Raw genomic sequence first — 20,246 nt, 5'->3', positions numbered from 1 at the left:
GGGGGCGATCCCGCATATCAGCCCGCGGGCGCGTACTGAACCCGCGCCGCCGAGGTCAGTCGCGCAGGATCCGGAAACCGCCGCCGGGCGGCACGTCGCCGCCGGCACGCACGGCCACGTCGGTCACGCGCGCACCGGCGGGACCCGACCGGCACAGGGCCTCCATCGCCGCCACGGCCTCCGGTGGGCCGCTGAACACCGCCTCGACCGTGCCGTCGTCGCGGTTGCGCACGGAACCCGAGAGGCCCCGGGCGCGGGCTTCCGCCTGCGTCCAGGCCCGGTAGGAGACGCCCTGGACGCGGCCCGCGACGATGACTGAAATCGTCCGGGTCTCGCTCATGCAGGCGCCGCTTCGTCTGACTGGGCCCGCGCCGGGCGACGCGGGCCGGGATGGCCTTACTCGGCCGCGATCGGGCGACGGACGCCGGCACCCAGGGCCGGGCTCCGCGTCGCACCGGTGCGGACATGGGTGGAGTAGAGCATCAGGCCCGTGAAGGCGATGCCGCCCACGATGTTTCCGATCAGCGTCGGGATCTCGTTCCAGAGCAGGTAGTCCATCACCGTCAGGTGGCCGCCCATGAGGATCGCCGACGGGAACAGGAACATGTTCACCACCGAGTGCTCGAAGGTCATGAAGAAGAACACCGTGATGGGCATCCACATCGCGATGACCTTGCCGGGCACCGAGGTCGACAGCATGGCGCCGATGACGCCGGTGGAGACCATCCAGTTGCACAGCATGGCGCGGACGAAGAGGGTCAGCATCCCGGCGGCGCCGTACTTCTCGTAGCCGAGGGTGCGCGCCTCGCCGATGCCGGCGATGAGCTTGCCCACGGCGTTCGGCTCGGTGGCGAAGCCGAAGGTGAAGACGATCGACATCAACACCGCGGTGGTGAGCGCGCCCGCGAAGTTGCCGAAGAAGACCAGCACCCAGTTGCGGGCGACGCCGGCGACGGTGACGCCCGGCCGCTTGTCGATCAGGGCGAGCGGGGTCAGCACGCAGACGCCGGTGAACAGGTCGTAGCCGAGCAGGTACAGCATCGAGAAGCCGACCGGGAACAGCAGCGCCGCGACCAGAGGCTGACCGGTCGCCTGGTTGACGGTCACCGCAAAGGCGGCGGCGAGCGCCAGGATCGCGCCGGCCATGTAGGCCCGGATGAAGGTATCCTTGGTCGCCATGAAGACCTTTGCCTCACCGGCATCGACGGCCTTCTTCACGAAATCGGCGGGCGCCAAATACGACATGTACAACTCTCCCTCGCAGGCGCACGCCAATCATCGTTGGCCGACGGGCGCGCTGCGCAATCATGGATGGCTGGCCAGGCGTGGTGCTGCCGTTCGCCCTCCAGCTCGATCGTGGGCAAGCATGTCGCGTACCAAGTGCGCGGCGCTCAGGCGGGAAGGCCGCGGGCCCAACTGCTGAGTTCCCGGAGATAGGCCGGCGGCAGCTGCGCCGCGCGCGCCGCCGCGACGACGGCGTCCAGATATCCGGGCCGCGGGCGGCCAGGCGCGGTCGAGCATCCGCGATAGATCAGAGCGCGCTTGACGCCCTCCCCCGTGCGGACCGGGAGCGCCGCCTTCGTGTAGAGCCCCCCGGCGACGCCCTCGTAGCGGTCGAGCGCCGGGATGTCGTCGACAGCCAACTCCCACAGGATGCCCCAGACGGTGCGTCGGGGATCGGGCACGACGGAGGCGTAGCCCTCACGCATGATGATGAAGCGGTAATTCGGCAGGTGCCCGCCACCGATCAGCCGCGAAACCGGGCAGCGGAGCGCCATCGCGGCGGCATCCATGTTGGCGCCGTAGGCGAAATAGAGGGGCATGTGGCCGCGCTTGGTCGGCCGAGCGCCCGAATTACCGTCCGGGCTTGCGCTCGTCGCGCTGGACCGACCACTCGTTCGCCCGCATGGCCGCACAGGCGAGTGCCAGCGTGAAGGCGGGGATCACGAATGTCACGAAGATCTCCCCCGAGCCCATGGTCTGATGCGCCGCAGCACGCGCCTCCCGATCCAATGTAAGCCCATCGCCGCGCAAGGCCAGATCGCCGCGAAGAAAGCGATCGCCGGCCGCTGGACGGGCGCATTGGCGATCCCGAAGCTCATGGCGGTGATCGGCGTGACGCAGCCGATCACCGCGAAGCACCGGCGACGTTGTTCAGCGCCGTCGCCAGGAGCTTGGTCTGCGCGTCGTGAACCGCCGTCGCGACGGCGGATGCGACGCGCCTGCCGCGATCAGGCGAATTCCAGGATCACCGCGTCGACGGCGAGGCTGTCGCCCTCCTTGGCGTGGATCTTCGCCACCGTGGCGTCGCGCTCGGCGCGGAGCATGTTCTCCATCTTCATCGCCTCGACGACCGCGATCGGCTCACCGTTCTTTACCTCCTGGCCCTCGGTGACCAGGATCTGCTTCACGAGTCCGGGCATCGGGCAGAGCACCTGCTTGCCCGAGCCCGCCTGCTCCTTCACCGGCATCAGAGCGGCGAGCTCCGCCTCGCGGCGGGTATAGACCCGGCCCTCGGCGGCCGCGCCTGCATGCTGCAGGAACACGCCGTTGAGCAGGCTGCGCACCTGGATCGCCACGCGCTCGGAGCCGATCGTGCCGATCCAGACCGGCTCGCCCGGGCGCCACGCGCTCGCCACCGTGAGCGCCGTGCCGTCGTCCCGGGTCACGAGGATGTCCTCGCCCTCCGGCTCGACGGTCACGGGATAGGATTGGCCGGCCAGGATCACCACGCGCTCGCGCTCGAAGGCGAAGAGGCCCGGGGCGCGCATCTGTCCGGAGATGCCGCGCTTGCGCTGGTTGAGCTTGTGGTCGATCGCCGCCGCGGCGGCCATCATGCGGATGGCCACCGGCCCGGCCGGCTCCGGCGCCGTGAAGCCTTCGGGAAATTCCTCGGCGATGAAGCCTGTGGACAGCCGCCCCTCCTGCCAGCGCGGATGGGCCATCAGCGCCGAGAGGAACGGGATGTTGTGGCGGATGCCGTCGATGGCGAAGGCGTCGAGGGCCTCACCCTGCGCGGCGATCGCCTCGGCGCGCGTCGGCGCCCAGGTGACCAGCTTCGCGATCATCGGATCGTAGTGGATGGCGATCTCGCCGCCCTCCTCCACGCCGGTATCGTTGCGCACGATCGCCGTGCCCTGCCGGCCCTCCTCCGGCGGACGGTAGGTGGTCAGCCGGCCGATCGAGGGGAGGAAGTTGCGGGTCGGGTCCTCGGCATAGACGCGGCTCTCCACCGCCCAGCCGTTCAGCTTTACGTCGTCCTGGGTGATCGGCAGCTTCTCGCCGGCCGCGACCCGGATCATCAGCTCGACGAGGTCGAGGCCGGTGATCATCTCGGTGACCGGATGCTCGACCTGCAGACGGGTGTTCATCTCCAGGAAGTAGAAGGACTTGTCCTGCCCGGCGACGAACTCGACCGTTCCGGCCGAATCGTAGTTCACCGCCTTGGCCAGCGCGACCGCCTGCTCGCCCATCTTGCGGCGGGTCTTCTTGTCGAGGAGCGGCGACGGCGCCTCCTCGATCACCTTCTGGTTACGGCGCTGGATCGAGCACTCGCGCTCGCCGAGATAGACGACGTTGCCGTGCTTGTCGCCGATCAGCTGGATCTCGATGTGGCGCGGGTCGGTGATGAACTTCTCGATGAAGACGCGGTCGTCGCCGAAGGAGGAGGCCGCCTCCGACTTGGCGCGGGCGAAGCCCTCCGCCACCTCGTCGCCCGAATAGGCGATGCGCATGCCCTTGCCGCCGCCGCCCGCGGAGGCCTTGATCATCACCGGGTAGCCGATCTCGTCGGCGATCGTCTTGGCGTGCTCGGGTGATTCGATCACGCCGAGGAAGCCCGGAACGGTCGAGACCTCGGCGGCGGCCGCCGCCTTCTTCGACTCGATCTTGTCGCCCATGGCGGCGATGGCCCCCGGGTTGGGGCCGATGAACACGATGCCGGCGGCTTCGAGCGCCTTCGGGAAGGCCTCGCGCTCGGACAGGAAGCCGTAGCCGGGATGGACCGCCTGGGCGCCGGTCTTCTTGCAGGCCTCGACGATCTTCTCGATCACGAGATAGGATTCGGATGCGGCAGCGGGGCCGATATGGACCGCCTCGTCCGCCATGGCGACGTGCACGGCGTCGCGATCGGCATCCGAGTAGACCGCTACGGTCTTGATGCCCATCCTCCGGGCGGTCTTGATCACGCGACAGGCGATCTCGCCCCGGTTGGCAATCAGGATCTTTTCGAACATCGCTGGCGCACTGCTTTCGAGATCGCCGGATTGCGCACCGGCTTGACTGTCCCGATAGATCAGTTGCGCCGCGGACGGAAGCTGTGCGTTGCTCCGAGGCTCACGCCGCCAGGGCAAAGGTCATCCGCGGGGTCGAAACCGTGTCCCGGGCGCGGCGGTTGGCTTCGAGGGCGAAGGCCACCAGCGATTCTGCGCTGCTCTGCGCCTCACGGACGACTTCCATGGCGATCCGGGCGCCCACCGCGCTCGGGCCGTCGCGGCCGCTGAGCGAGGCGGCCAGCCAGGCGGCGACGTCGCGGTCGATGTAGCCCGTCGGGCGCGAGCCCCACACGGCGAAGTCGACGACCGAGGCCACCAGGAAGTCGGCGAAGGCGTCGGAGCCGATCACGGCCCGCTCGAGGGCGATCAGCAGGTCGGCGTCCTCGCGGTTCATGAGGCCTTCCGGAAGAACCTCGCGCTTCAGGACCAGCAGGTCCTCGTCGCTGATCGTGCCGGTCGAAACAGCATGGTTGCAGAACTGTTGAACGGAGATGGTGGTCATGATCGCCTGCTCCTCCGACCTTTGCTGCGGCCGGTGCTAGTCCCTGTGTGTCTTCAACTTACGGGACCGCTTCCCTTCCAGAGGTTAATGGCGAGATCTGAACGGAAGTTCAGGTAAACACCCCCCGAGCAAGCAGGCTTATTGGGACGTTGACCGGTTGCGTTACCGGACGATGACCGAGGCTCCGACGGGGACCCGGTTGTAGAGGTCGACCACGTCGATGTTGCGCATCCGGATGCACCCGGAGGAGACCGCCTGCCCGATCTTCTCGGGCTCGTTGGTGCCGTGGATCCGGTAGAGCGTGTCCCGGCCGTGATCCGACAGGTACAGGGCGCGGGCGCCGAGGGGATTCATCGGGCCGCCCTGCATGGCGTGGACATGCGGCCAGCGCTTGATCATCTCGGCCGGGGGATTCCAGGCCGGCCATTCCGCCTTGCGGTCGATTCGGGCGGTGCCGGTCCAGCCATAGGCCTCGTCGCCCACCGACACGCCGTAGCGGATCGCCTTGCCGCCCGGCAGCACGAGGTAGAGCTGCCGCTCCTTCGTCTCGACCACGATCGTGCCGGGCGATTCCCGGGTCGGATCGGCGACCTCATAGCGGGCGAAGTGCGGATCGAACTCGGCATCCGGGACGAGGGCCATGAATTCGGCATCGCGGGCCGAAAGGGCCGGATCGGGCACGCCCTTGAAGGTGCAGCCCGCCAGCAACAGCGCGCAGCCGATGACCGATGTGATGCGCATGGCCCTGCCCCGACGATCCTCGCGGCGGTGGACGGAGCCTCGATGGATTGATGATCCGGGTCCGTCCCACGGAAGAATCGCGCAACCATAAGGGGGCAACGGCACCCCGCCGTAGTCCGCGCGTTGGGCCCGTGGCACATTGCCGGCTCCTGTTGCAGGTGCGCGACAGGAGAGCATCCGGGAGCGACCCTCGTGACCACCCTCTACGTGAGCCATCCCGCCAGCTTCGATCACGAGGTCCCGGAGGGACATCCGGAACGGCCGGCCCGGATGCGCGCCGTGGAGCGGGCCCTGGAGGATGAGCGCTTCGCCGGCCTCGTGCGGGCCTCTGCACCCAAGGCTGAGATCGAGGCGGTGACCCTCGCCCATCCGCGCGCCTACGTGGACGCGCTGGTGGCGGCGGTGCCCGAGCACGGCATGGTCGGCATCGATTCCGACACGATCCTGTCGGCGGGGAGCCTGGAGGCGACGCTGCGGGCGGTGGGCGGCGGAATGCACGCCGTCGATGCCGTCGTCGGCGGCGGGTGCCGCAACGCCTTCGTGGCCATGCGCCCGCCGGGCCACCATGCCGAGCGGACCCGGTCGATGGGCTTCTGCCTGTTCAACCATGCCGCCATCGCGGCCCGCCACGCCCGCCAGAAGCACGGGGCCGAGCGGGTGGCCCTGGTGGATTGGGACGTCCATCACGGCAACGGCAGCCAGGACATCTTCTGGGACGACGCCGCGGTGCTCTACTGCTCCACCCACCAGATGCCGCTCTACCCGGGGACCGGGGCATCGTCCGAGCGCGGCGAGAAGGACACGATCGTCAACGTGCCGCTGCGGCCCAACGACGACGGCGAGGTGTTTCGCGAAGCCTTCGAAACCGGCATCCTCCCGCGCCTGGAAAGCTTCCGGCCGGACGTGATCGTGATCTCCGCCGGCTTCGACGCCCATCGGCTCGATCCGTTGGCCAATCTGCGCCTCGAAGCGGAGGATTTCGGCTGGGCGACCCGCCGGCTCATGGATGTCGCGGACCGCTGCGCCGGCGGGCGGATCGTCTCGATCCTGGAGGGCGGCTACAGTCTCGAGGGGCTCGGCAAATCGGTGGCCGCCCATGTCGACGCGTTGATGGGGCGCTGACGGGGGCGCTGCATCCCGATTGCACCCGCTCCCGCGCGCGCCGTAATCTGCGCTTCGGGGAGACCGCCGCTATGCTGCCGCTGAGCCGGATGCCGTCGCTTGCGCGCCAGCGCGTCGACCGCACCGGCGCAGCCCCTCCGGGTTTCGGCCGATGACGCTCACGGGCTTCCTGACCTATGCGCTGGCCCTGGGCGTTGCCGCCGCTGTGCCGGGACCCGGCGTCGTCGCGCTTGTCGCGCGGGCCCTCAGCTCGGGCTTCGGCGCCGCGATGGCCTTTTCGGCCGGTCTGATCCTGGGCGACCTGACCTATCTCGCCGCCGCGATCTTCGGCCTGTCACTGATTGCGGAGGCATTCGGCGCAGTCTTCGCCGTCATCCGCTACGGCGCGGCGCTCTATCTCGCTTACTTGGCGTTCCGGCTCTGGCGCGCCGCCGGAACGGCTGTCCGGATCGCGGGCGAAGCCCGCGACCGGCCGCTGACCAGCTTCGTCGCCGGCCTGACCATCACCCTGGGCAATCCGAAGACGATCGTCTTCTACCTCGCGATCCTGCCCACGCTCGTCGATCTGCGGCGCGTGACGGCGGCCGATGTCGTCGCACTCATCCTGATCACGGCCGCGATCCTGCTGGCCGTGATGACGCCCTACGCGGCGCTGGCGGCCCGGGCGCGCGAGACCCTGCGACGGCCCGCCGTCCGCGTGCGGCTGAACCGGGGTGCCGCCGCCATCATGGCCGGCGCCGCGGTCTGGACCGTCCTGCGCCGCGCCTGAAGAGCGTCAGCCCTCCAGGGGCTCGTCGCCCAAGAGCTCGATGCCGAATCCCGAAAGGCCGACATAGGAGCGCGACGAGGTCGCGAGGTTGCGGATCGAAACCACGCCGAGATCGCGCAAAATCTGGGCGCCGAGCCCGATCTCGCGCCATTGCCGCGCCCGCAGGGCCTCCGTGCCCTCGTCGGTGACGGTCTTCACCGGCACGCCCGCAGTCCCGTCCCGGAGATAGACCAGCACGCCGCGCCCGGCGGCCGCGAAGCGCTTCAGCACGGCGTCGATCTGCTTTCCCCCGCCGATCACGTCGGCGGCGACGTTGGAGCGGTGCAGGCGCACCAGCACGTCCCGGCCGTCGCCGATGTCGCCCATCACGAAGGCGAATTGCTGGATCGATTCGAAGGGCGTCGAGAACACGTAGGCGTTCACGTCGCCGTGGTTCGAGCGGACCGTGAAGTGGCCGACGCGCTCCACCAGCCGGTCGCGCGCCTGCCGGTAGGCGATGAGATCGGCCACCGAGACCTGCTTGAGGCCGTGCGTCTCGGCGAAGGCCTCGATCTGCGGCCCCTTCATCACGGTGCCGTCGTCGTTGGCGAGCTCGCAGATCACGCCGACGGGCGGCAGCTCGGCGAGGCGGCACAGGTCGACCGCGGCCTCGGTATGGCCCGAGCGCATGAGCACGCCGCCGTCCCGGGCGATGAGCGGGAAGACGTGGCCGGGCCGCACGAAGTCGCCCGCGCCCATGTTGCCGTTGGCCAGCGCCCGCACCGTGTTGCAGCGCTGCTCGGCCGAGATCCCCGTGGTCAGGCCGTGCTTGACGTCGACCGTGACGGTGAAGGCCGTACCCAGCGGCGCGTCGTTCGACGCCACCATGGGAGCGAGGTGCAGCCGCCGCGCCTCGCTCTGCGTGATCGGCGCGCAGACGATGCCGCAGGTGTTGCGGATGATGAACGCCATCTTCTCCGGCGTGCAGAGCGAGGCGGCGACGACGAGGTCGCCCTCGTTCTCGCGATCGTCATCGTCGGTGACGACCACGATCTCGCCGCGGGCGAAGGCCGCGATGGCCTCTGTGACGGAGCAGTGGGGCACGGGCATTCTCGAATCGTTGGGACGGACCCGGATCAGGGCTGCGATCCGACCTGTCCGCGATGGCGCAGATAGTGATCCGCCAGCACGCAGGCCATCATGGCCTCCGCAACCGGCACGGCGCGGATGCCGACACAGGGATCGTGCCGGCCCTTGGTGACGAGATCGACCTCGCTGCCGTCGCGGCTGACCGAACGGCGGGGCGTCAGGATCGAGGAGGTTGGCTTCACGGCGAAGCGCACCACGACCGGCTCGCCGTTGGAGATGCCGCCGAGGATGCCGCCGGCATGGTTCGCCAGGAAACGCGGCCGATCGCCGTTGCCGGCGCGCATCTCGTCGGCATTGTCTTCGCCCCGCAGGGCCGCCGACGCGAACCCGTCGCCGATCTCGACGCCCTTCACGGCGTTGATCGACATCATCGCCGCGGCGAGATCGGCGTCGAGCTTGCCGTAGACCGGCGCGCCGAGGCCAGGCGGCACGCCCTCGGCCACGACCTCGATGACGGCGCCGACCGACGAGCCGTCCTTCCGGATCTCGTCGAGGTAGGTCTCGTAGAAAGCGGCCGTCTCGGCATCGGGGCAGAAGAACGGGTTGTCGCCGACCGCGGCCCAGTCCCAACGGGACCGGTCGATGGCGTGCGGTCCCATCTGCACCAGGGCTGCCCGGATGGTCACGCCCGGGATGACCTTGCGCGCCACGGCGCCGGCCGCGACCCGCGCGGCGGTCTCGCGCGCCGAGGACCGGCCGCCGCCGCGATAGTCGCGAATGCCGTACTTCACGTCGTAGGTGTAGTCGGCATGGCCGGGGCGGTAGCTGTCGCGGATCTCCGAATAGTCCTTGGAGCGCTGGTCCGTGTTCTCGATCATCAGCGCGATCGGCGTGCCGGTGGTGAGCTGGCGGCCGCCGGTGCGGTCGTCCGCGAACACGCCGGACAGGATCTTCACCTGATCGGGCTCGCGGCGCTGCGTCGTGAACCGCGACTGGCCGGGCTTCCGGCGATCCAGCTCGGCCTGGATCTCCTCGGACTCCAGGGGCAGGCCCGGCGGGCAGCCGTCGACGACGCAGCCGAGTGCGATCCCGTGGCTCTCGCCGAAGGTCGTGACGCGGAACAGGTGGCCGAAGGTGTTGTGCGACATGGCGCCGTTGCCTTAGCGCGGGAGCGCCGGGGGCACAAACGCGGTGCCTGCAAGGGGCCGGGCGGAGGGCTGGGTAGAGGGCTTGGCGGATGCGTTCGTTCGCTCGGTATCCCCGTCCCTGCGGGCGCAGCGCAGCGATCCCGGGCAGCGGAACAGCGGCGTCCCCGGATTGCGTCGCTGCGTCAGGACGGCCCTCGCAGCGGCCTGCGATCTCATGCCGTCCCGCCCGAACGGGGCAGGTCGAGCCCGCCCCGCGCCTTCAGCGCCCGATATGCCGCGACCGCCACGGCGAGATCCCGGTGCAGGCGGCGCTCGTCGCCGAGATCGGGAAGGTCGTAGGTGAGGCCGAGGATGTGGGCGGCCTCGTAGCCCTCCGGCAATTCGCCCGCGCTGCCGAGGGCGATCGTCGCGTTCGGCAGCGCGTCGGTGAAGTCCGAGAGCCGCGCCTTGAGCGCAGCGCCGCTGGCACGGAGATGGGCGCCGGCCGCCGCTGGACCGTGGCTCCGGATCGCCGCCACCGTTCCCTGCGCCAGCGACAGGTGCACCGCCTCGCGATGGGCCGGGAACAGGTAGACGAGGTAGTAGCCCCGCGTGGCGCTGGTGGTGATGGCGGGGTCGAACACGGCGAGCCAGGGGATCGCGGCCCAATGGCTTCCGCGCCCGGGACTGCCCTTGACCAGGAACGGCCCGTCGATCGGCGCCAGTGCGGCGCGCAGCTCCTCAGGCGCACCCTTGCGGATGACGGAGGCCAGCGGATGGCCGGCCGGCGGGTCGAGCCGGGCGAGCGGGTATTCCTCGACGATCCGCCGGAGCGCGTGGCCGAGACTCACGGCCGCGTCAGGACCCCACCGGTGATCGCCTCGCGCACCCCGGTGGTCGACGGCAAGGTGATCGGCAGGCCCTTGAGCGAACGCACCGCCAGATACGCGAAGGCCTGCGCCTCCAGGTAGGCCGAGGACCAGCCGATGGCGTCCGCGGTCGTGATCTCCGCGCGCAGATGATAGTTGAGGAGCCGCACCAGCTCGCCGTTGCGCGCGCCGCCGCCGGCCACGATCCAGCGGGTCGGGATCTCGGGGGCGTGGTCGAGGGCGCGGGCCACCGCGCGCGCCGTGAAGGCCGTCAGGGTGGCGGCGCCGTCCTCGGTGGAGAGCTGGCCGGCGAGCTTGTGGGAGAACCAGTTCCGGTCGAGCGACTTCGGCGGCTTGCGGAAGAAGAACGGGTGCGTCAGCAGCCAGGCCAGCAGCTGCTCGTCGGGACGGCCCCGGGCCGCGGTGCGACCGCCATCGTCGAGGTTCTTGCCCTCGCGCTCCTGCATCCATTCGTCGATCAGCGCATTGCCGGGACCGGTGTCGAAGGCGATGACGCCGCCCTTCGAGTCGATCAGCGTCGCGTTGGCGACGCCGCCGATGTTGAGGATGCCGAACGGCCCGTCGAAGCCCGAGGCCTCGGCGAGCGCCTTGTGGAAGACCGGCACCAGGGGCGCCCCCTGCCCGCCCGCCTCGATATCGGCCCGGCGCAGGTCCGAGACCACCGGGATGCCGAGCCGGGTCGCCAGCGCCTGCCCGTCGCCGATCTGGATCGAAATGCGCTGGTCCGGCCGGTGGATCACAGTCTGGCCGTGGAAGCCGATCACGTCGATCTCGGACGCTGACAGGCCGTGCTCCTCCAGGAAGCGCTCCACGGCTTCGGCATGGGCCAGGGTGACGAACGCTTCCGCCTCCGGCAGCCGCCCGGGCCGATCGCCGGGATGGAGCACGGATTCGGCATCCTTGGTGGCCGCGCGCAGGAGCGCCTTCTCGTCGTCGGCGTAGCCGCGGTAGCCGGTGGGACCCAGCGGCTCCAGGAAGTTGTTGTGGCCCTTGACCACGTGGACCCGCTCGCCGTCGGTCTCGATCAGCGCGATGTCGACGCCGTCCAGCGAGGTGCCGCTCATCAGTCCGATCGCGCGCATCATCGCCATGCCGCCCTGCCCCGTGCCTTTCGGCCAACGCCCTGCTAAGAGCGCGCCGTATCCTGAACCCAGCGCGAGCTAGCATGCGGGGCCTCGGCCTGTCGCGCCAGCGCGCGACCCGAGATGGCAGCCATGACCGCCGAGAGCTTCGCGCCGAAATCCGACTTCCTGCGGATCCTGACCGAGCGCGGCTATATCCACCAGACCTCGGACCTGGCCGGCATCGACGCCGCGGCCCTGGAAGGGCGGCTGACCACCTATGTCGGCTACGATTGCACGGCGCCCTCGCTGCATGTCGGGCACCTGCTGTCGATCATGATGCTGCACTGGCTGCAGGCCACGGGGGGGCGGCCGATCGCCCTGATGGGCGGCGGCACCACCCGGGTCGGCGACCCGTCGGGCCGCGACGAGACCCGCAAGATCCTCACCGTCGAGCAGATCGACGCCAACAAGGCCGAGATCCGCAAGACCTTCGACCGGTTCCTCCGCTTCGGCGAAGGGGCCGGCGACGCCGTGATGGTCGACAACGCCGAGTGGCTGACCAAACTCAACTACATCGAGATGCTGCGCGACATCGGCCGGCATTTCTCGGTGAACCGGATGCTGTCGATGGACAGCGTGCGCCTGCGCCTGGAGCGCGACCAGGAGCTGTCGTTCCTGGAGTTCAACTACATGATCCTCCAGTCCTACGACTTCGTCGAGCTGAACCGTCGCTACGGCTGCGTCATGCAGATGGGCGGGTCGGATCAATGGGGCAACATCGTCAACGGCATCGATCTCGGCCGCCGCATGGGCACGCCACAGCTCTACGCCCTGACCTGCCCGCTGCTGACGACATCCTCGGGCGCCAAGATGGGCAAGACCGCGGCCGGGGCCGTCTGGCTCAACCCGGAGATGCTGAAGCCGTACGATTACTGGCAGTTCTGGCGGAACACCGAGGACGCGGACGTGGCCCGCTTCCTCAAGCTGTTCACCCTGCTGCCGATGGAGGAGATCGCGCGTCTCGCCGTGCTCGCCGGCTCCGAGATCAACGCGGCCAAGACGGTGCTGGCCACCGAGGCCACCGCGCTGATGCACGGCCGCGAGGTCGCGGAGGCCGCCGCGGAGACCGCGCGCAAGACCTTCGTGGAAGGAACGTTGGCCGCCGACCTGCCGAGCGTGACCGTGCCGTCGGCCACCCTGGAGGCCGGGCTCGGGGTCCTCACCGCCTTCGGCCCGGACGTCGCCAAGCTCGTGCCCTCCACCAGCGAGGCGCGCCGGCAGATCAAGGGCGGCGGCCTGCGGGTCAACGATGTACCGGTCACGGATGAGAAGGCGATGCTCGGGCAGGGCGACCTGACCCCGGACGGCGTGATCAAGCTGTCCTTCGGCAAGAAGCGGCACGTGCTGCTCCGGCCGGAATGAGCCGCCCGGCCGCCTGGATCCGCGACGGGAAACAGCCCGCGTGAGCCTTGCCCGGATCCTGGTGATCGACGACGAGCCACCGATCCGCCGGCTGCTCCGCACCGGCCTCGGGACGCAGGATTACGCGGTCGCCGAGGCCGCCGACGGGGCCGCGGCGCTCGCCGCCCTGGAGGCCGGGGGCGTGGATCTCGCGATCCTCGATCTCGGCCTGCCGGACATGCCCGGCCATGCCCTCCTTGCGGCGATCCGTGAGCGCTGGCCCGACCTGCCGGTCGTGATCCTGTCGAGTCGCGACGACGAGCGCGGCAAGGTCGAGGCCCTCGATCTCGGGGCCGACGATTACGTCACCAAACCCTTCGGCATGAACGAGCTGCTGGCGCGCATCCGCACGGCCCTGCGCCATCGCCTGGCCATGCAGGGGGAGCGGCCGGTCTTCCGGGTCGACGACCTCTCGGTCGATCTCGTCCGCCGCGTCGTCCGGGTCGGCGAGCGCGCGGTGAAGCTGTCGCCCCGGGAATACGAGTTCCTGCGCGTGCTGGTGCAGCATGCCGGCAAGGTGCTGACCCACGCGCAGCTCATGCGCCACGCGCCGGCCTCGTCGGATCCGCAATACCTGCGCGTCTATATCCGCCAGCTGCGCCAGAAGCTGGAGCCCGATCCGGAGCGCCCGCGCTACCTGCTCACCGAGACCGGCGTGGGCTACCGCCTGCGTGCGCCGGACTGAGCCCGGCGCGCTGCCTCACGGCTCCAGGCCTTCCGCCGCGCGCCGCGCCGCCCGCAGCTTCTCGACCCGCGCCACCGAGAACACCGAGGCCTCGTAGAGCAGCAGCATCGGGATCGCGAGGGAGAGCTGGGAGATCACGTCCGGCGGCGTCAGGATCGCGGCGGCGACGAAGACCAGCACGATGGCATAGCGCCGCTTCTCCCGCAGGAAGGCCGCGTCGATGATCCCGATCTGACCGAGCAGCGTCAGGATCACCGGCAGCTGGAACGCGATCCCGAACGCGAAGATCAGCGTCATGATCAGCGACAGGTACTCGTCGACCTTCGGCAGCAGCTTGATCGTCGGCTCCCCGGCCACGCCCACCTGCTGGAGCGACACCGAGAATTTGATCAGCAGCGGCATCGCCAGGAAGAACACCACCAGCGCGCCGAGCACGAAGAAGATCGGCGTGGCCACGAGGTAGGGCAGGAACGCCTTCCGCTCGTTGCGGTAGAGGCCCGGGGCCACGAAGGCGTAGATCTGCGTGGCGATCACCGGGAAGGCCAGGAAGGCCGCCCCGAAGACGCTGAGCTTGATGTTGGTGAACACCTGCTCGAGGAAGTGCGTGGCGATCAGCTCGGCGTTCTGCGCACCCACGATCGAGACATAGGGGTAGACCAGAACGTTGTAGATATCGCGCGAGAAGAAAAAGCAGGCGAAGAACATCAGCACGAATGCGATCAGCGACTTGATCAGCCGCGCCCGCAATTCGATCAGGTGTTCGAGCAGGGGCGCCCGCGACGCCTCGATCTCGGCCTCGTCCGCATCGCTGATCATCGGGCGGCCGTGCCGTTCTGGGACTCTTCGGTGGCGTGATGCGGGGCGGGCGGAGGCCCGAACGGATCGTCCACCGACCCGGGCACGGGCAGGGGTGCCTCCGCCATCTGCGGTGCAGGATCATGGGACGATTCGGCGGGCGGCGTCCCCGAGACCGGGGCCGGTGCTGCGGCGTCCTGCTCGGCCTTGAGCTGCGCCGTGGCATCGGCGAGGGATCGGGTCTCGACCGGCGGCTTCTCCGGGCCGAGCTTCTCCGGGCCGACCTTGGCCCGGCCCTCGACGGCGCCCTTCAACTCGTCGCGAATGGTCTGCACGGGATTGAAGGTCGAACTCGCATTCCGGACCGTGTTGCGGATCCCGTCGACCTCGCGCCGGACATCGTCGAGCTCCGCCTCGCGGATCGCCTCGTTGAACTGCATCTGAAATTCGCCGGCCATGCGGCGCAGCTTCGAGGTGATCTGCCCGACGGTGCGCAGCGCCTTCGGCAGATCCTTCGGCCCGATGACGATGAGGGCGACGCCGCCGATCAGCATCACCTCGCCCCAGCTCATGTCCAGCATGTCGTCGACGGTCCTGCTGCCCTGAGATCCGGCGCGGTGGCCGGACCCCGTCAGGCTCTACACGAGCGCGTGCGCTCTGCCAGTCCTACAGTCGCGCCCGCCGTCAGACCGGCTTGCGCTCGCCGCCGGGAAGATGGCTCGCCGGGATCGCCGTGCCGGGGCTCGTCTCGGTGGCGTGCGGGATGGTGCGGACCGGTTCGGCCGGCGGCGGCGCGGCCTGGCTGACCGGAGGGGTCTCATCCTCGGCCATGCCCTTCTTGAAGGCTTTGATGCCCTTCGCGACGTCGCCCATCAGATCGGACACCTTGCCGCGTCCGAAGAGCAGCATCACGATGACCGCGACGATGACCCAGTGCCAGATACTCATGCTGCCCATGGCAACCTCCTGCGGGCGCCCCGAAGAAGCGGGAGCGCGACGCCACGTCCGGTTGAGGATTTCGGGGCGAACCTAGGGATCGCGCCGCCCGAACACAAGCAGAGGCGATGCCACGGCCGGTGGAAGGCCGCGGTGGAAGGCCGCAAGGGGCTCAGGTCAGGCGGCGGCGAGGGCCGCGGCGAAGCGCTCCCGGGCTTCCGGAACGTCGAGTCCGTCGCCGGCGGGGTCGAGCTGCGCCAGCGCGGAAGCGGCGCGGCGCGCGGCCTCTCCGGTGAGCGCGGGCGCCGCTTCGGCCACGGCGCGCATTTCGTCCATGGCGCCGTTGCAGTGGAGCCCGATATCGATCCCCGCCGCGAAGGCGCGCTCCGTCCGGTCGCGGAACGAGCCGGTCAGCGCGTGCATGGAGAGATCGTCGGTCATCAGAAGCCCGTCGAAGCCGATCGCGCCGCGGATGATGTCGCGGATGACGATGGCGGACTGGGTGGCCGGCCGGTCGGGGTCGATGGCGGTGAAGACCACGTGGGCGCTCATCGCCATCGGCAGGTGAGCGAGCGCCCGGAAGGTCCGGAAATCCTGCTCCGCCAGATTTGCGCGCGTCGCATCCACCACCGGAAGGCCGTGGTGGCTGTCACAGGTGGCGCGCCCATGCCCCGGGATGTGCTTCATCACCGGCAGGACGCCCCCGGCCATCAGGCCCTCGGCGACCGCGCGGCCGATCTCGGCCACCCTGTCCGGGCTGGTCCCGTAGGCCCGGTCGCCGATGATGTCGTGCGAGCCCGGCGCCGGCACGTCGAGGACGGGGGCGCAGTCGACGTTGATGCCGACTTCCGCGAGGTCGTGCGCCATCAGGCGCGCGCCGAGGCGGGCGACGGCCGCGGCGCTGCCGTTCAGGCGTCCGTAGCGGCCGCCGGCCGGGTAGGCCGGCCAGTGGGGCGGACCCATGCGCTGGACCCGGCCCCCCTCCTGATCGATCAGGATCGGCGCGCGATCGGATCCGACGCAGTCCCGCAGCGCGCCGGTGAGGGCGCGGACCTCGTCCGGGGTTCCGATGTTGCGCTTGAACAGGATGAAGCCCCAGGGCTTCACGTCCCGGAAGAAGGACCGCTCCTCCGCCGAGAGCGACGAGCCGGTGCAACCGAGGATCAGGGCGCGGGAGGTCATCAGGAACGGCTCGGAAACTGCTCGGTGGCGGCGCGAAGACGGCGGCGGGATCGCCGGGCGGTTCGGCTCGATGGCGACAGAGTCGGGCGGGAACGGGGAGCCGGCAAGACCAAACCGCGGCTCCGGGCGGAGGCTGGAGCGATGCCGCCGCCGGTGTGGCCTGCAAGACTCGGTCGGCAAGACTCGGTCGGCAAGACTCGGTCGGCGAGCCTCGGTCGGCGGGGCGCCCGAGCGGATCACCGCGGGCGGGAGCGCTGCCCCGACCGCGGCTTTCCGTCAGAACCTCAGTTCTTGGCCACGAAGCACTGGCCGCCCTCGCCCTGCAGAGCGCTGCACAGGCTCGCGGCCTGAGCCTTCTCCAGGGGTCCGACGCGGACGCGATAGATCGTCTTGCCGTTCACCTCGGCCTGCCGGATCAGCTCAGGCTTGCCGGCGAGCTGTGTGTACTTGGCCTGCATCTGCCGGAACGCGGCCTTCGCCTCGGCGGCGGAGCTGCGCACCCCGAGCTGCACCGAGAAGCCGCTGACCGGGCCCGACTTCACGGCCTCGTCGTCGGTGGTGGTGCTGGCGGTGGTGTCGGGCGCGGCCGCCCCGGCCGGGGCGACGGCGGCGATCCGCTGGGCGGCCTTCGGCGGCGGCTTCACGGCCACCGGCTTCGGGGCCGGCGGCTCGACCGCGGCGTCCGGCTGTGCGTCGACGGGCGTGGCCGTGGTCGCCGGCATGGCGGCGGCGGCCTGGCGCATCGGCTTCGACTTCGCGGGCGCTGCCGGCGGCGGCTCGTCGCCGGGCAGAACCATGGTGGGGATCGGGGCCGGCCCGGCGTCGACGGCCTGCTGCTCCCGCGGCGGCGGTGCGGGCGGCGCCTCGGGCTTGACTGCGACGGTGCGGACGCGGCGGGGCTCCCCGAACGCTTCGAACGGGCCGTTGCCCGGCGTCGTGCCGCCCTGGGCGCCGGTCGGCTGCGACGGGCCCTGGGCCGCGCGCGCGGCCTCAGCCACGTCGAGGGGCTGCTCCTCGCGGTTGACGATCTTGATCTGGCCGTCCTTCTTGCCCTTCGGATCGTAGATCTGCCGGTTCTGATCCGGGATCTCGACACCGTCGGCCACCTTCGGGGCGACCTTGAGCGGGGTGGAATCGGCCTGCACCACCGGCACGCCGCCATGGCCCGAATTGCTCATGCCCTTGTAGGTGAGCGCACCGGTGACCGCGAGCGCCACCACGGCGACGCCGGCGCCGACCGAGACGAGGCGCCGGCGCGGATTCGCGCGACGCAGGGCGTGGCTGTCCGCGTAGGCGTCGTCGCCGCTCGATACCGCGACGCCATCTGGCGCGTAGGCGCTGCCTTCGCGATGCGTGTCCTGCTCCACGGAGGCGAGGTACTGATCGAATGCGTCGGCCGGCGTCGCCTTGGCGGGCTCTGGCGCGAAGCTCGGCTCCACCCGGGCGTTCCAGCCGGCCTGCGGCTGGGTGTCGGGCGCGACGGCGCGCATCTCGTCGCGCGCGGCGAGCAGAGCCCGGAACGGATCGTCCTGGCCGACGATGCGGGCGAGTTCCGCCAGCGGATCCGCCTTGGCCGCCTGCGGCGCCTGACCCGTCTCCTGACGCAGATCGCGCGCGAAAGCGTCCAGATCGACCTGAGCGCGCGAAGCGTTCGTCATGGCAGCATCCTCACATCAACGCCGGTGACCGGCCCGATGCGCTCGGGCCTATCGCATCTCGTCCGGCGCGGTCACACCGAGAATCGCAAGGCCGGCCGCCAGCGTGCTCCGCAGAGCTTCGATGAGCGCCAGCCGGGCCCACGTCGACTTTCGGTCGGTTGCATTAACAAACCGTAATTGCGGCAAGTCTTTGCCCTTGTTCCAGAAACTATGTAGCGCCGAGGCCAGTTCATAGAGGTGGAATGCGATTCTGTGCGGTTCGTGCGCCAGGGCTGCGGATTCGAGAACCCGCGGGTACTGGGCGATGAGGCGCATCATCTCGATCTCGCCCGGATCGCGCAGCACCGCGAGGTCCGCCTCGCGTGCCAGCGCCGCGGCCGAGAGGTCGGCCTCGGGAAACGCCTCGCGCGCCTGCCGCTGCACCGAGCGGACGCGGGCATGGGCGTACTGAACGTAGAAGACCGGATTGTCCTTCGACTGCTCCACCACCTTGGCGAGGTCGAAATCCAGGGTCGCGTCGTTCTTCCGGTAGAGCATCATGAACCGGATGGCGTCGCGGCCGACCTCGTCGATCACGTCCCGCAGGGTCACGAATTCCCCGGCCCGCTTCGACATCTTGACCGGTTCGCCTGCGCGCAACAGCCGCACGAGCTGGCAGAGCTTGACGTCGAGCGTCGCCGCGCCGTCGCTCACCGCCTTCACGGCAGCCTGCATGCGCTTCACGTAGCCGCCGTGATCCGCTCCGAGGACGTCGATCAGCTCGGTCGCGCCCGCGAGATACTTCGCCCGGTGGTAGGCGATGTCGGAGGCGAAATACGTGTACGAGCCGTCCGACTTCAGCAGCGGCCTGTCGCTGTCGTCGCCGAATTCCTTGGTGCGGAACAGCGTCTGCTCGCGGTCCTCCCAATCCTCCGGCAGCTGGCCCTTGGGCGGCGGCAGGCGGCCCTCGTAGACGAGGCCCTTGGCGCGCAGCTCCGCGAGCAGCGTCTTCACGGCACCGCTCTCCTGGAGCGTGCGCTCGGAGAAGAACACGTCGTGGCGGATGCCGATCGCCTCCAGATCGGCCCGGATCATGGTCATCATCATGTCCAGCGCGGTCTCGCGCACCGTGGGAAGCCACGCGGCCTCGGGCTGGTCGAGGAGCGCGCGGCCATGGGTCTCCGCTAGCTTGGCGCCCACGGGCTTGAGGTAGTCGCCCGGATACAAGCCGTCCGCGATGGCGAAGGGCTCGCCCAGAGCTTCGCGGTAGCGCTGGAAGGCGGAGCGGGCCAGCACATCGACCTGAGCGCCGGCATCGTTGATGTAATATTCCCGCGTCACCTGCCTGCCGGCCGCGACGAGCAGATTGGAGAGGGCGTCACCGAACACCGCGCCGCGGCCATGGCCGACATGCATCGGCCCGGTGGGATTGGCCGACACGTATTCGACATTGATCGGCCCGCCGGGCAACTCCGCCCGGCCGAACGCCTCCGGCGCGGAGAGCGCGTCGCGCACGACCGCGTGAAAGATCGCGGGGTCGAGCCGCAGGTTGATGAAGCCCGGCCCGGCGACGCTCGCCTCCACGATCCGCGGATCGGCGCGGAGTTCCGCCGCCAGGGCTTCGCCCAGCGCCTTCGGGTTGGCCCGCGCCTCCTTGGCCAGGACCAGCGCCGCGTTCGTGGCGAGGTCGCCGTGCGCCGCGTCCCGGGGCGGCTCGACGACCACGCGGCCCAGGTCGAGGCCCTCGGGCAGATGGCCGGCGCGGGTCAGCGCCTCCACGGCCTCGCGCACGCGCGCCTCGAACAGGGCGAAGATGTTCATGGGTCTCGATCTCGCTTGTGCGGGGGTCTCGTCGCCCGGCCCGTCCGGCCTGCCCCCGCCCGGGCGGTCTAGCAAGGGGCCGGGAGGGTGTCACGGCGCCGAGCGGTTCGCCGGCCTGGAGGAGCCCACATTCCCGGCATCGGTCCGGTAACCAAGCGCGCGGCGCTCCCAC

General features: G+C 70.1%; 20 protein-coding genes. 4 read left to right on the top strand and 16 right to left on the bottom strand.

Annotation, left to right across the window (positions count from 1 at the left end; all coding sequences use genetic code 11):
- Positions 1-55: 55 nt before the first annotated feature.
- The 6 genes from ABIC70_RS10840 to ABIC70_RS10815 all read right to left on the bottom strand — a co-directional run bounded on the left by ABIC70_RS10840 (position 56) and on the right by ABIC70_RS10815 (position 5,517).
- Positions 56-340: an acylphosphatase gene (locus tag ABIC70_RS10840; RefSeq protein WP_354439719.1), complete on the bottom strand. Its 285-nt coding sequence runs from the start codon at positions 338-340 to the stop codon at positions 56-58.
- 56 nt (positions 341-396) lie between these two features.
- A complete protein-coding gene (locus ABIC70_RS10835) occupies positions 397-1,245 on the bottom strand; it encodes a formate/nitrite transporter family protein (protein WP_043357000.1) in 849 nt (282 codons plus the stop codon).
- A gap of 146 nt (positions 1,246-1,391) precedes the next feature.
- Positions 1,392-1,823 carry a gamma-glutamylcyclotransferase family protein gene (locus tag ABIC70_RS10830; RefSeq protein WP_354439718.1) on the bottom strand — a complete coding sequence of 144 codons (432 nt, stop codon included), beginning with the start codon at positions 1,821-1,823 and terminating at the stop codon, positions 1,392-1,394.
- 408 nt (positions 1,824-2,231) lie between these two features.
- Entirely contained in the window at positions 2,232-4,235 is a 2,004-nt protein-coding gene (locus ABIC70_RS10825; protein WP_043380765.1) for an acetyl-CoA carboxylase biotin carboxylase subunit, read from the bottom strand.
- A gap of 100 nt (positions 4,236-4,335) precedes the next feature.
- Positions 4,336-4,776 carry a hypothetical protein gene (locus tag ABIC70_RS10820; protein WP_279898288.1) on the bottom strand — a complete coding sequence of 147 codons (441 nt, stop codon included), beginning with the start codon at positions 4,774-4,776 and terminating at the stop codon, positions 4,336-4,338.
- Positions 4,777-4,938: 162 nt separating this feature from the next.
- Positions 4,939-5,517 (bottom strand): L,D-transpeptidase, encoded by a 579-nt coding sequence (locus ABIC70_RS10815; RefSeq protein ID WP_043380766.1) that lies wholly within the window; start codon positions 5,515-5,517, stop codon positions 4,939-4,941.
- Positions 5,518-5,709: 192 nt separating this feature from the next.
- Here ABIC70_RS10815 and ABIC70_RS10810 point away from each other — a divergent pair, with 192 nt between their 5' ends.
- Together ABIC70_RS10810 and ABIC70_RS10805 are read left to right on the top strand one after the other, a co-directional pair.
- Positions 5,710-6,639 carry a histone deacetylase family protein gene (locus ABIC70_RS10810; RefSeq protein WP_043380769.1) on the top strand — a complete coding sequence of 310 codons (930 nt, stop codon included), beginning with the start codon at positions 5,710-5,712 and terminating at the stop codon, positions 6,637-6,639.
- A gap of 151 nt (positions 6,640-6,790) precedes the next feature.
- Complete coding sequence (locus ABIC70_RS10805; RefSeq protein ID WP_043355632.1) at positions 6,791-7,408, top strand: LysE family translocator; 618 nt, start codon at positions 6,791-6,793, stop codon at positions 7,406-7,408.
- Between the two features lie 6 nt (positions 7,409-7,414).
- Here the strand turns inward: ABIC70_RS10805 and ribB are convergent, their stop codons facing one another.
- The 4 genes from ribB to ABIC70_RS10785 form a co-directional block, all read right to left on the bottom strand.
- Entirely contained in the window at positions 7,415-8,491 is a 1,077-nt protein-coding gene (gene ribB / locus ABIC70_RS10800; protein WP_043380842.1) for a 3,4-dihydroxy-2-butanone-4-phosphate synthase, read from the bottom strand.
- Positions 8,492-8,523: 32 nt separating this feature from the next.
- The gene (gene aroC, locus ABIC70_RS10795) at positions 8,524-9,624 is read right to left on the bottom strand and encodes a chorismate synthase (protein ID WP_043355633.1); all 1,101 of its coding nucleotides are present in this window, start codon (positions 9,622-9,624) and stop codon (positions 8,524-8,526) included.
- A gap of 212 nt (positions 9,625-9,836) precedes the next feature.
- Positions 9,837-10,454: a DUF3578 domain-containing protein gene (locus ABIC70_RS10790; protein WP_354439716.1), complete on the bottom strand. Its 618-nt coding sequence runs from the start codon at positions 10,452-10,454 to the stop codon at positions 9,837-9,839.
- A complete protein-coding gene (locus ABIC70_RS10785) occupies positions 10,451-11,584 on the bottom strand; it encodes an anhydro-N-acetylmuramic acid kinase (RefSeq protein WP_100793966.1) in 1,134 nt (377 codons plus the stop codon). Before ABIC70_RS10785 ends, ABIC70_RS10790 begins: the two co-directional genes overlap by 4 nt.
- A 123-nt stretch (positions 11,585-11,707) precedes the next feature.
- Here ABIC70_RS10785 and tyrS point away from each other — a divergent pair, with 123 nt between their 5' ends.
- Together tyrS and ABIC70_RS10775 are read left to right on the top strand one after the other, a co-directional pair.
- Positions 11,708-12,979, top strand: a complete 1,272-nt coding sequence (gene tyrS / locus ABIC70_RS10780; protein ID WP_354439748.1) for a tyrosine--tRNA ligase — start codon at positions 11,708-11,710, stop codon at positions 12,977-12,979.
- A gap of 40 nt (positions 12,980-13,019) precedes the next feature.
- Positions 13,020-13,703, top strand: a complete 684-nt coding sequence (locus tag ABIC70_RS10775; RefSeq protein ID WP_043355638.1) for a response regulator — start codon at positions 13,020-13,022, stop codon at positions 13,701-13,703.
- Positions 13,704-13,718: 15 nt separating this feature from the next.
- Here the strand turns inward: ABIC70_RS10775 and tatC are convergent, their stop codons facing one another.
- The 6 genes from tatC to argS all read right to left on the bottom strand — a co-directional run bounded on the left by tatC (position 13,719) and on the right by argS (position 20,074).
- Positions 13,719-14,519 carry a twin-arginine translocase subunit TatC gene (gene tatC, locus ABIC70_RS10770; RefSeq protein WP_043355639.1) on the bottom strand — a complete coding sequence of 267 codons (801 nt, stop codon included), beginning with the start codon at positions 14,517-14,519 and terminating at the stop codon, positions 13,719-13,721.
- On the bottom strand, positions 14,516-15,079 hold the full coding sequence (tatB, locus tag ABIC70_RS10765; RefSeq protein WP_043355641.1) for a Sec-independent protein translocase protein TatB: 564 nt from the start codon (positions 15,077-15,079) through the stop codon (positions 14,516-14,518). The genes tatC and tatB overlap by 4 nt, the downstream gene beginning before the upstream one ends.
- Before the next feature lie 103 nt (positions 15,080-15,182).
- On the bottom strand, positions 15,183-15,455 hold the full coding sequence (locus tag ABIC70_RS10760) for a twin-arginine translocase TatA/TatE family subunit (protein WP_043355642.1): 273 nt from the start codon (positions 15,453-15,455) through the stop codon (positions 15,183-15,185).
- Between the two features lie 156 nt (positions 15,456-15,611).
- A complete protein-coding gene (gene nagZ / locus ABIC70_RS10755; RefSeq protein ID WP_274927149.1) occupies positions 15,612-16,616 on the bottom strand; it encodes a beta-N-acetylhexosaminidase in 1,005 nt (334 codons plus the stop codon).
- Between the two features lie 284 nt (positions 16,617-16,900).
- Positions 16,901-18,274, bottom strand: a complete 1,374-nt coding sequence (locus ABIC70_RS10750) for an SPOR domain-containing protein (RefSeq protein WP_354439715.1) — start codon at positions 18,272-18,274, stop codon at positions 16,901-16,903.
- 48 nt (positions 18,275-18,322) lie between these two features.
- Positions 18,323-20,074 carry an arginine--tRNA ligase gene (gene argS / locus ABIC70_RS10745; protein WP_287090933.1) on the bottom strand — a complete coding sequence of 584 codons (1,752 nt, stop codon included), beginning with the start codon at positions 20,072-20,074 and terminating at the stop codon, positions 18,323-18,325.
- Positions 20,075-20,246: the final 172 nt, after the last annotated feature.

The sequence above is a fragment of the Methylobacterium sp. 1973 genome (genome assembly GCF_040545035.1).
Classification (GTDB): domain Bacteria; phylum Pseudomonadota; class Alphaproteobacteria; order Rhizobiales; family Beijerinckiaceae; genus Methylobacterium; species Methylobacterium fujisawaense.
The sequence above is the reverse complement of the archived record's forward strand: the minus strand, read 5'-3'. Positions and strand labels throughout refer to the sequence as shown.

Coding starts and splice junctions, on each gene's coding strand:
- tatC (WP_043355639.1), bottom strand. CDS start 14,519: ATGATCAGCGATGCGGACGAGGCCGAGATCGAGGCGTCGCGGGCGCCC.
- tyrS (WP_354439748.1), top strand. CDS start 11,708: ATGACCGCCGAGAGCTTCGCGCCGAAATCCGACTTCCTGCGGATCCTG.
- ABIC70_RS10840 (WP_354439719.1), bottom strand. CDS start 340: ATGAGCGAGACCCGGACGATTTCAGTCATCGTCGCGGGCCGCGTCCAG.
- ABIC70_RS10805 (WP_043355632.1), top strand. CDS start 6,791: ATGACGCTCACGGGCTTCCTGACCTATGCGCTGGCCCTGGGCGTTGCC.
- ABIC70_RS10815 (WP_043380766.1), bottom strand. CDS start 5,517: ATGCGCATCACATCGGTCATCGGCTGCGCGCTGTTGCTGGCGGGCTGC.
- ABIC70_RS10750 (WP_354439715.1), bottom strand. CDS start 18,274: ATGACGAACGCTTCGCGCGCTCAGGTCGATCTGGACGCTTTCGCGCGC.
- tatB (WP_043355641.1), bottom strand. CDS start 15,079: ATGCTGGACATGAGCTGGGGCGAGGTGATGCTGATCGGCGGCGTCGCC.
- argS (WP_287090933.1), bottom strand. CDS start 20,074: ATGAACATCTTCGCCCTGTTCGAGGCGCGCGTGCGCGAGGCCGTGGAG.
- aroC (WP_043355633.1), bottom strand. CDS start 9,624: ATGTCGCACAACACCTTCGGCCACCTGTTCCGCGTCACGACCTTCGGC.
- ABIC70_RS10820 (WP_279898288.1), bottom strand. CDS start 4,776: ATGACCACCATCTCCGTTCAACAGTTCTGCAACCATGCTGTTTCGACC.
- nagZ (WP_274927149.1), bottom strand. CDS start 16,616: ATGACCTCCCGCGCCCTGATCCTCGGTTGCACCGGCTCGTCGCTCTCG.
- ABIC70_RS10825 (WP_043380765.1), bottom strand. CDS start 4,235: ATGTTCGAAAAGATCCTGATTGCCAACCGGGGCGAGATCGCCTGTCGC.
- ABIC70_RS10760 (WP_043355642.1), bottom strand. CDS start 15,455: ATGGGCAGCATGAGTATCTGGCACTGGGTCATCGTCGCGGTCATCGTG.
- ABIC70_RS10830 (WP_354439718.1), bottom strand. CDS start 1,823: ATGCCCCTCTATTTCGCCTACGGCGCCAACATGGATGCCGCCGCGATG.
- ABIC70_RS10835 (WP_043357000.1), bottom strand. CDS start 1,245: ATGTCGTATTTGGCGCCCGCCGATTTCGTGAAGAAGGCCGTCGATGCC.
- ABIC70_RS10785 (WP_100793966.1), bottom strand. CDS start 11,584: ATGGCGATGATGCGCGCGATCGGACTGATGAGCGGCACCTCGCTGGAC.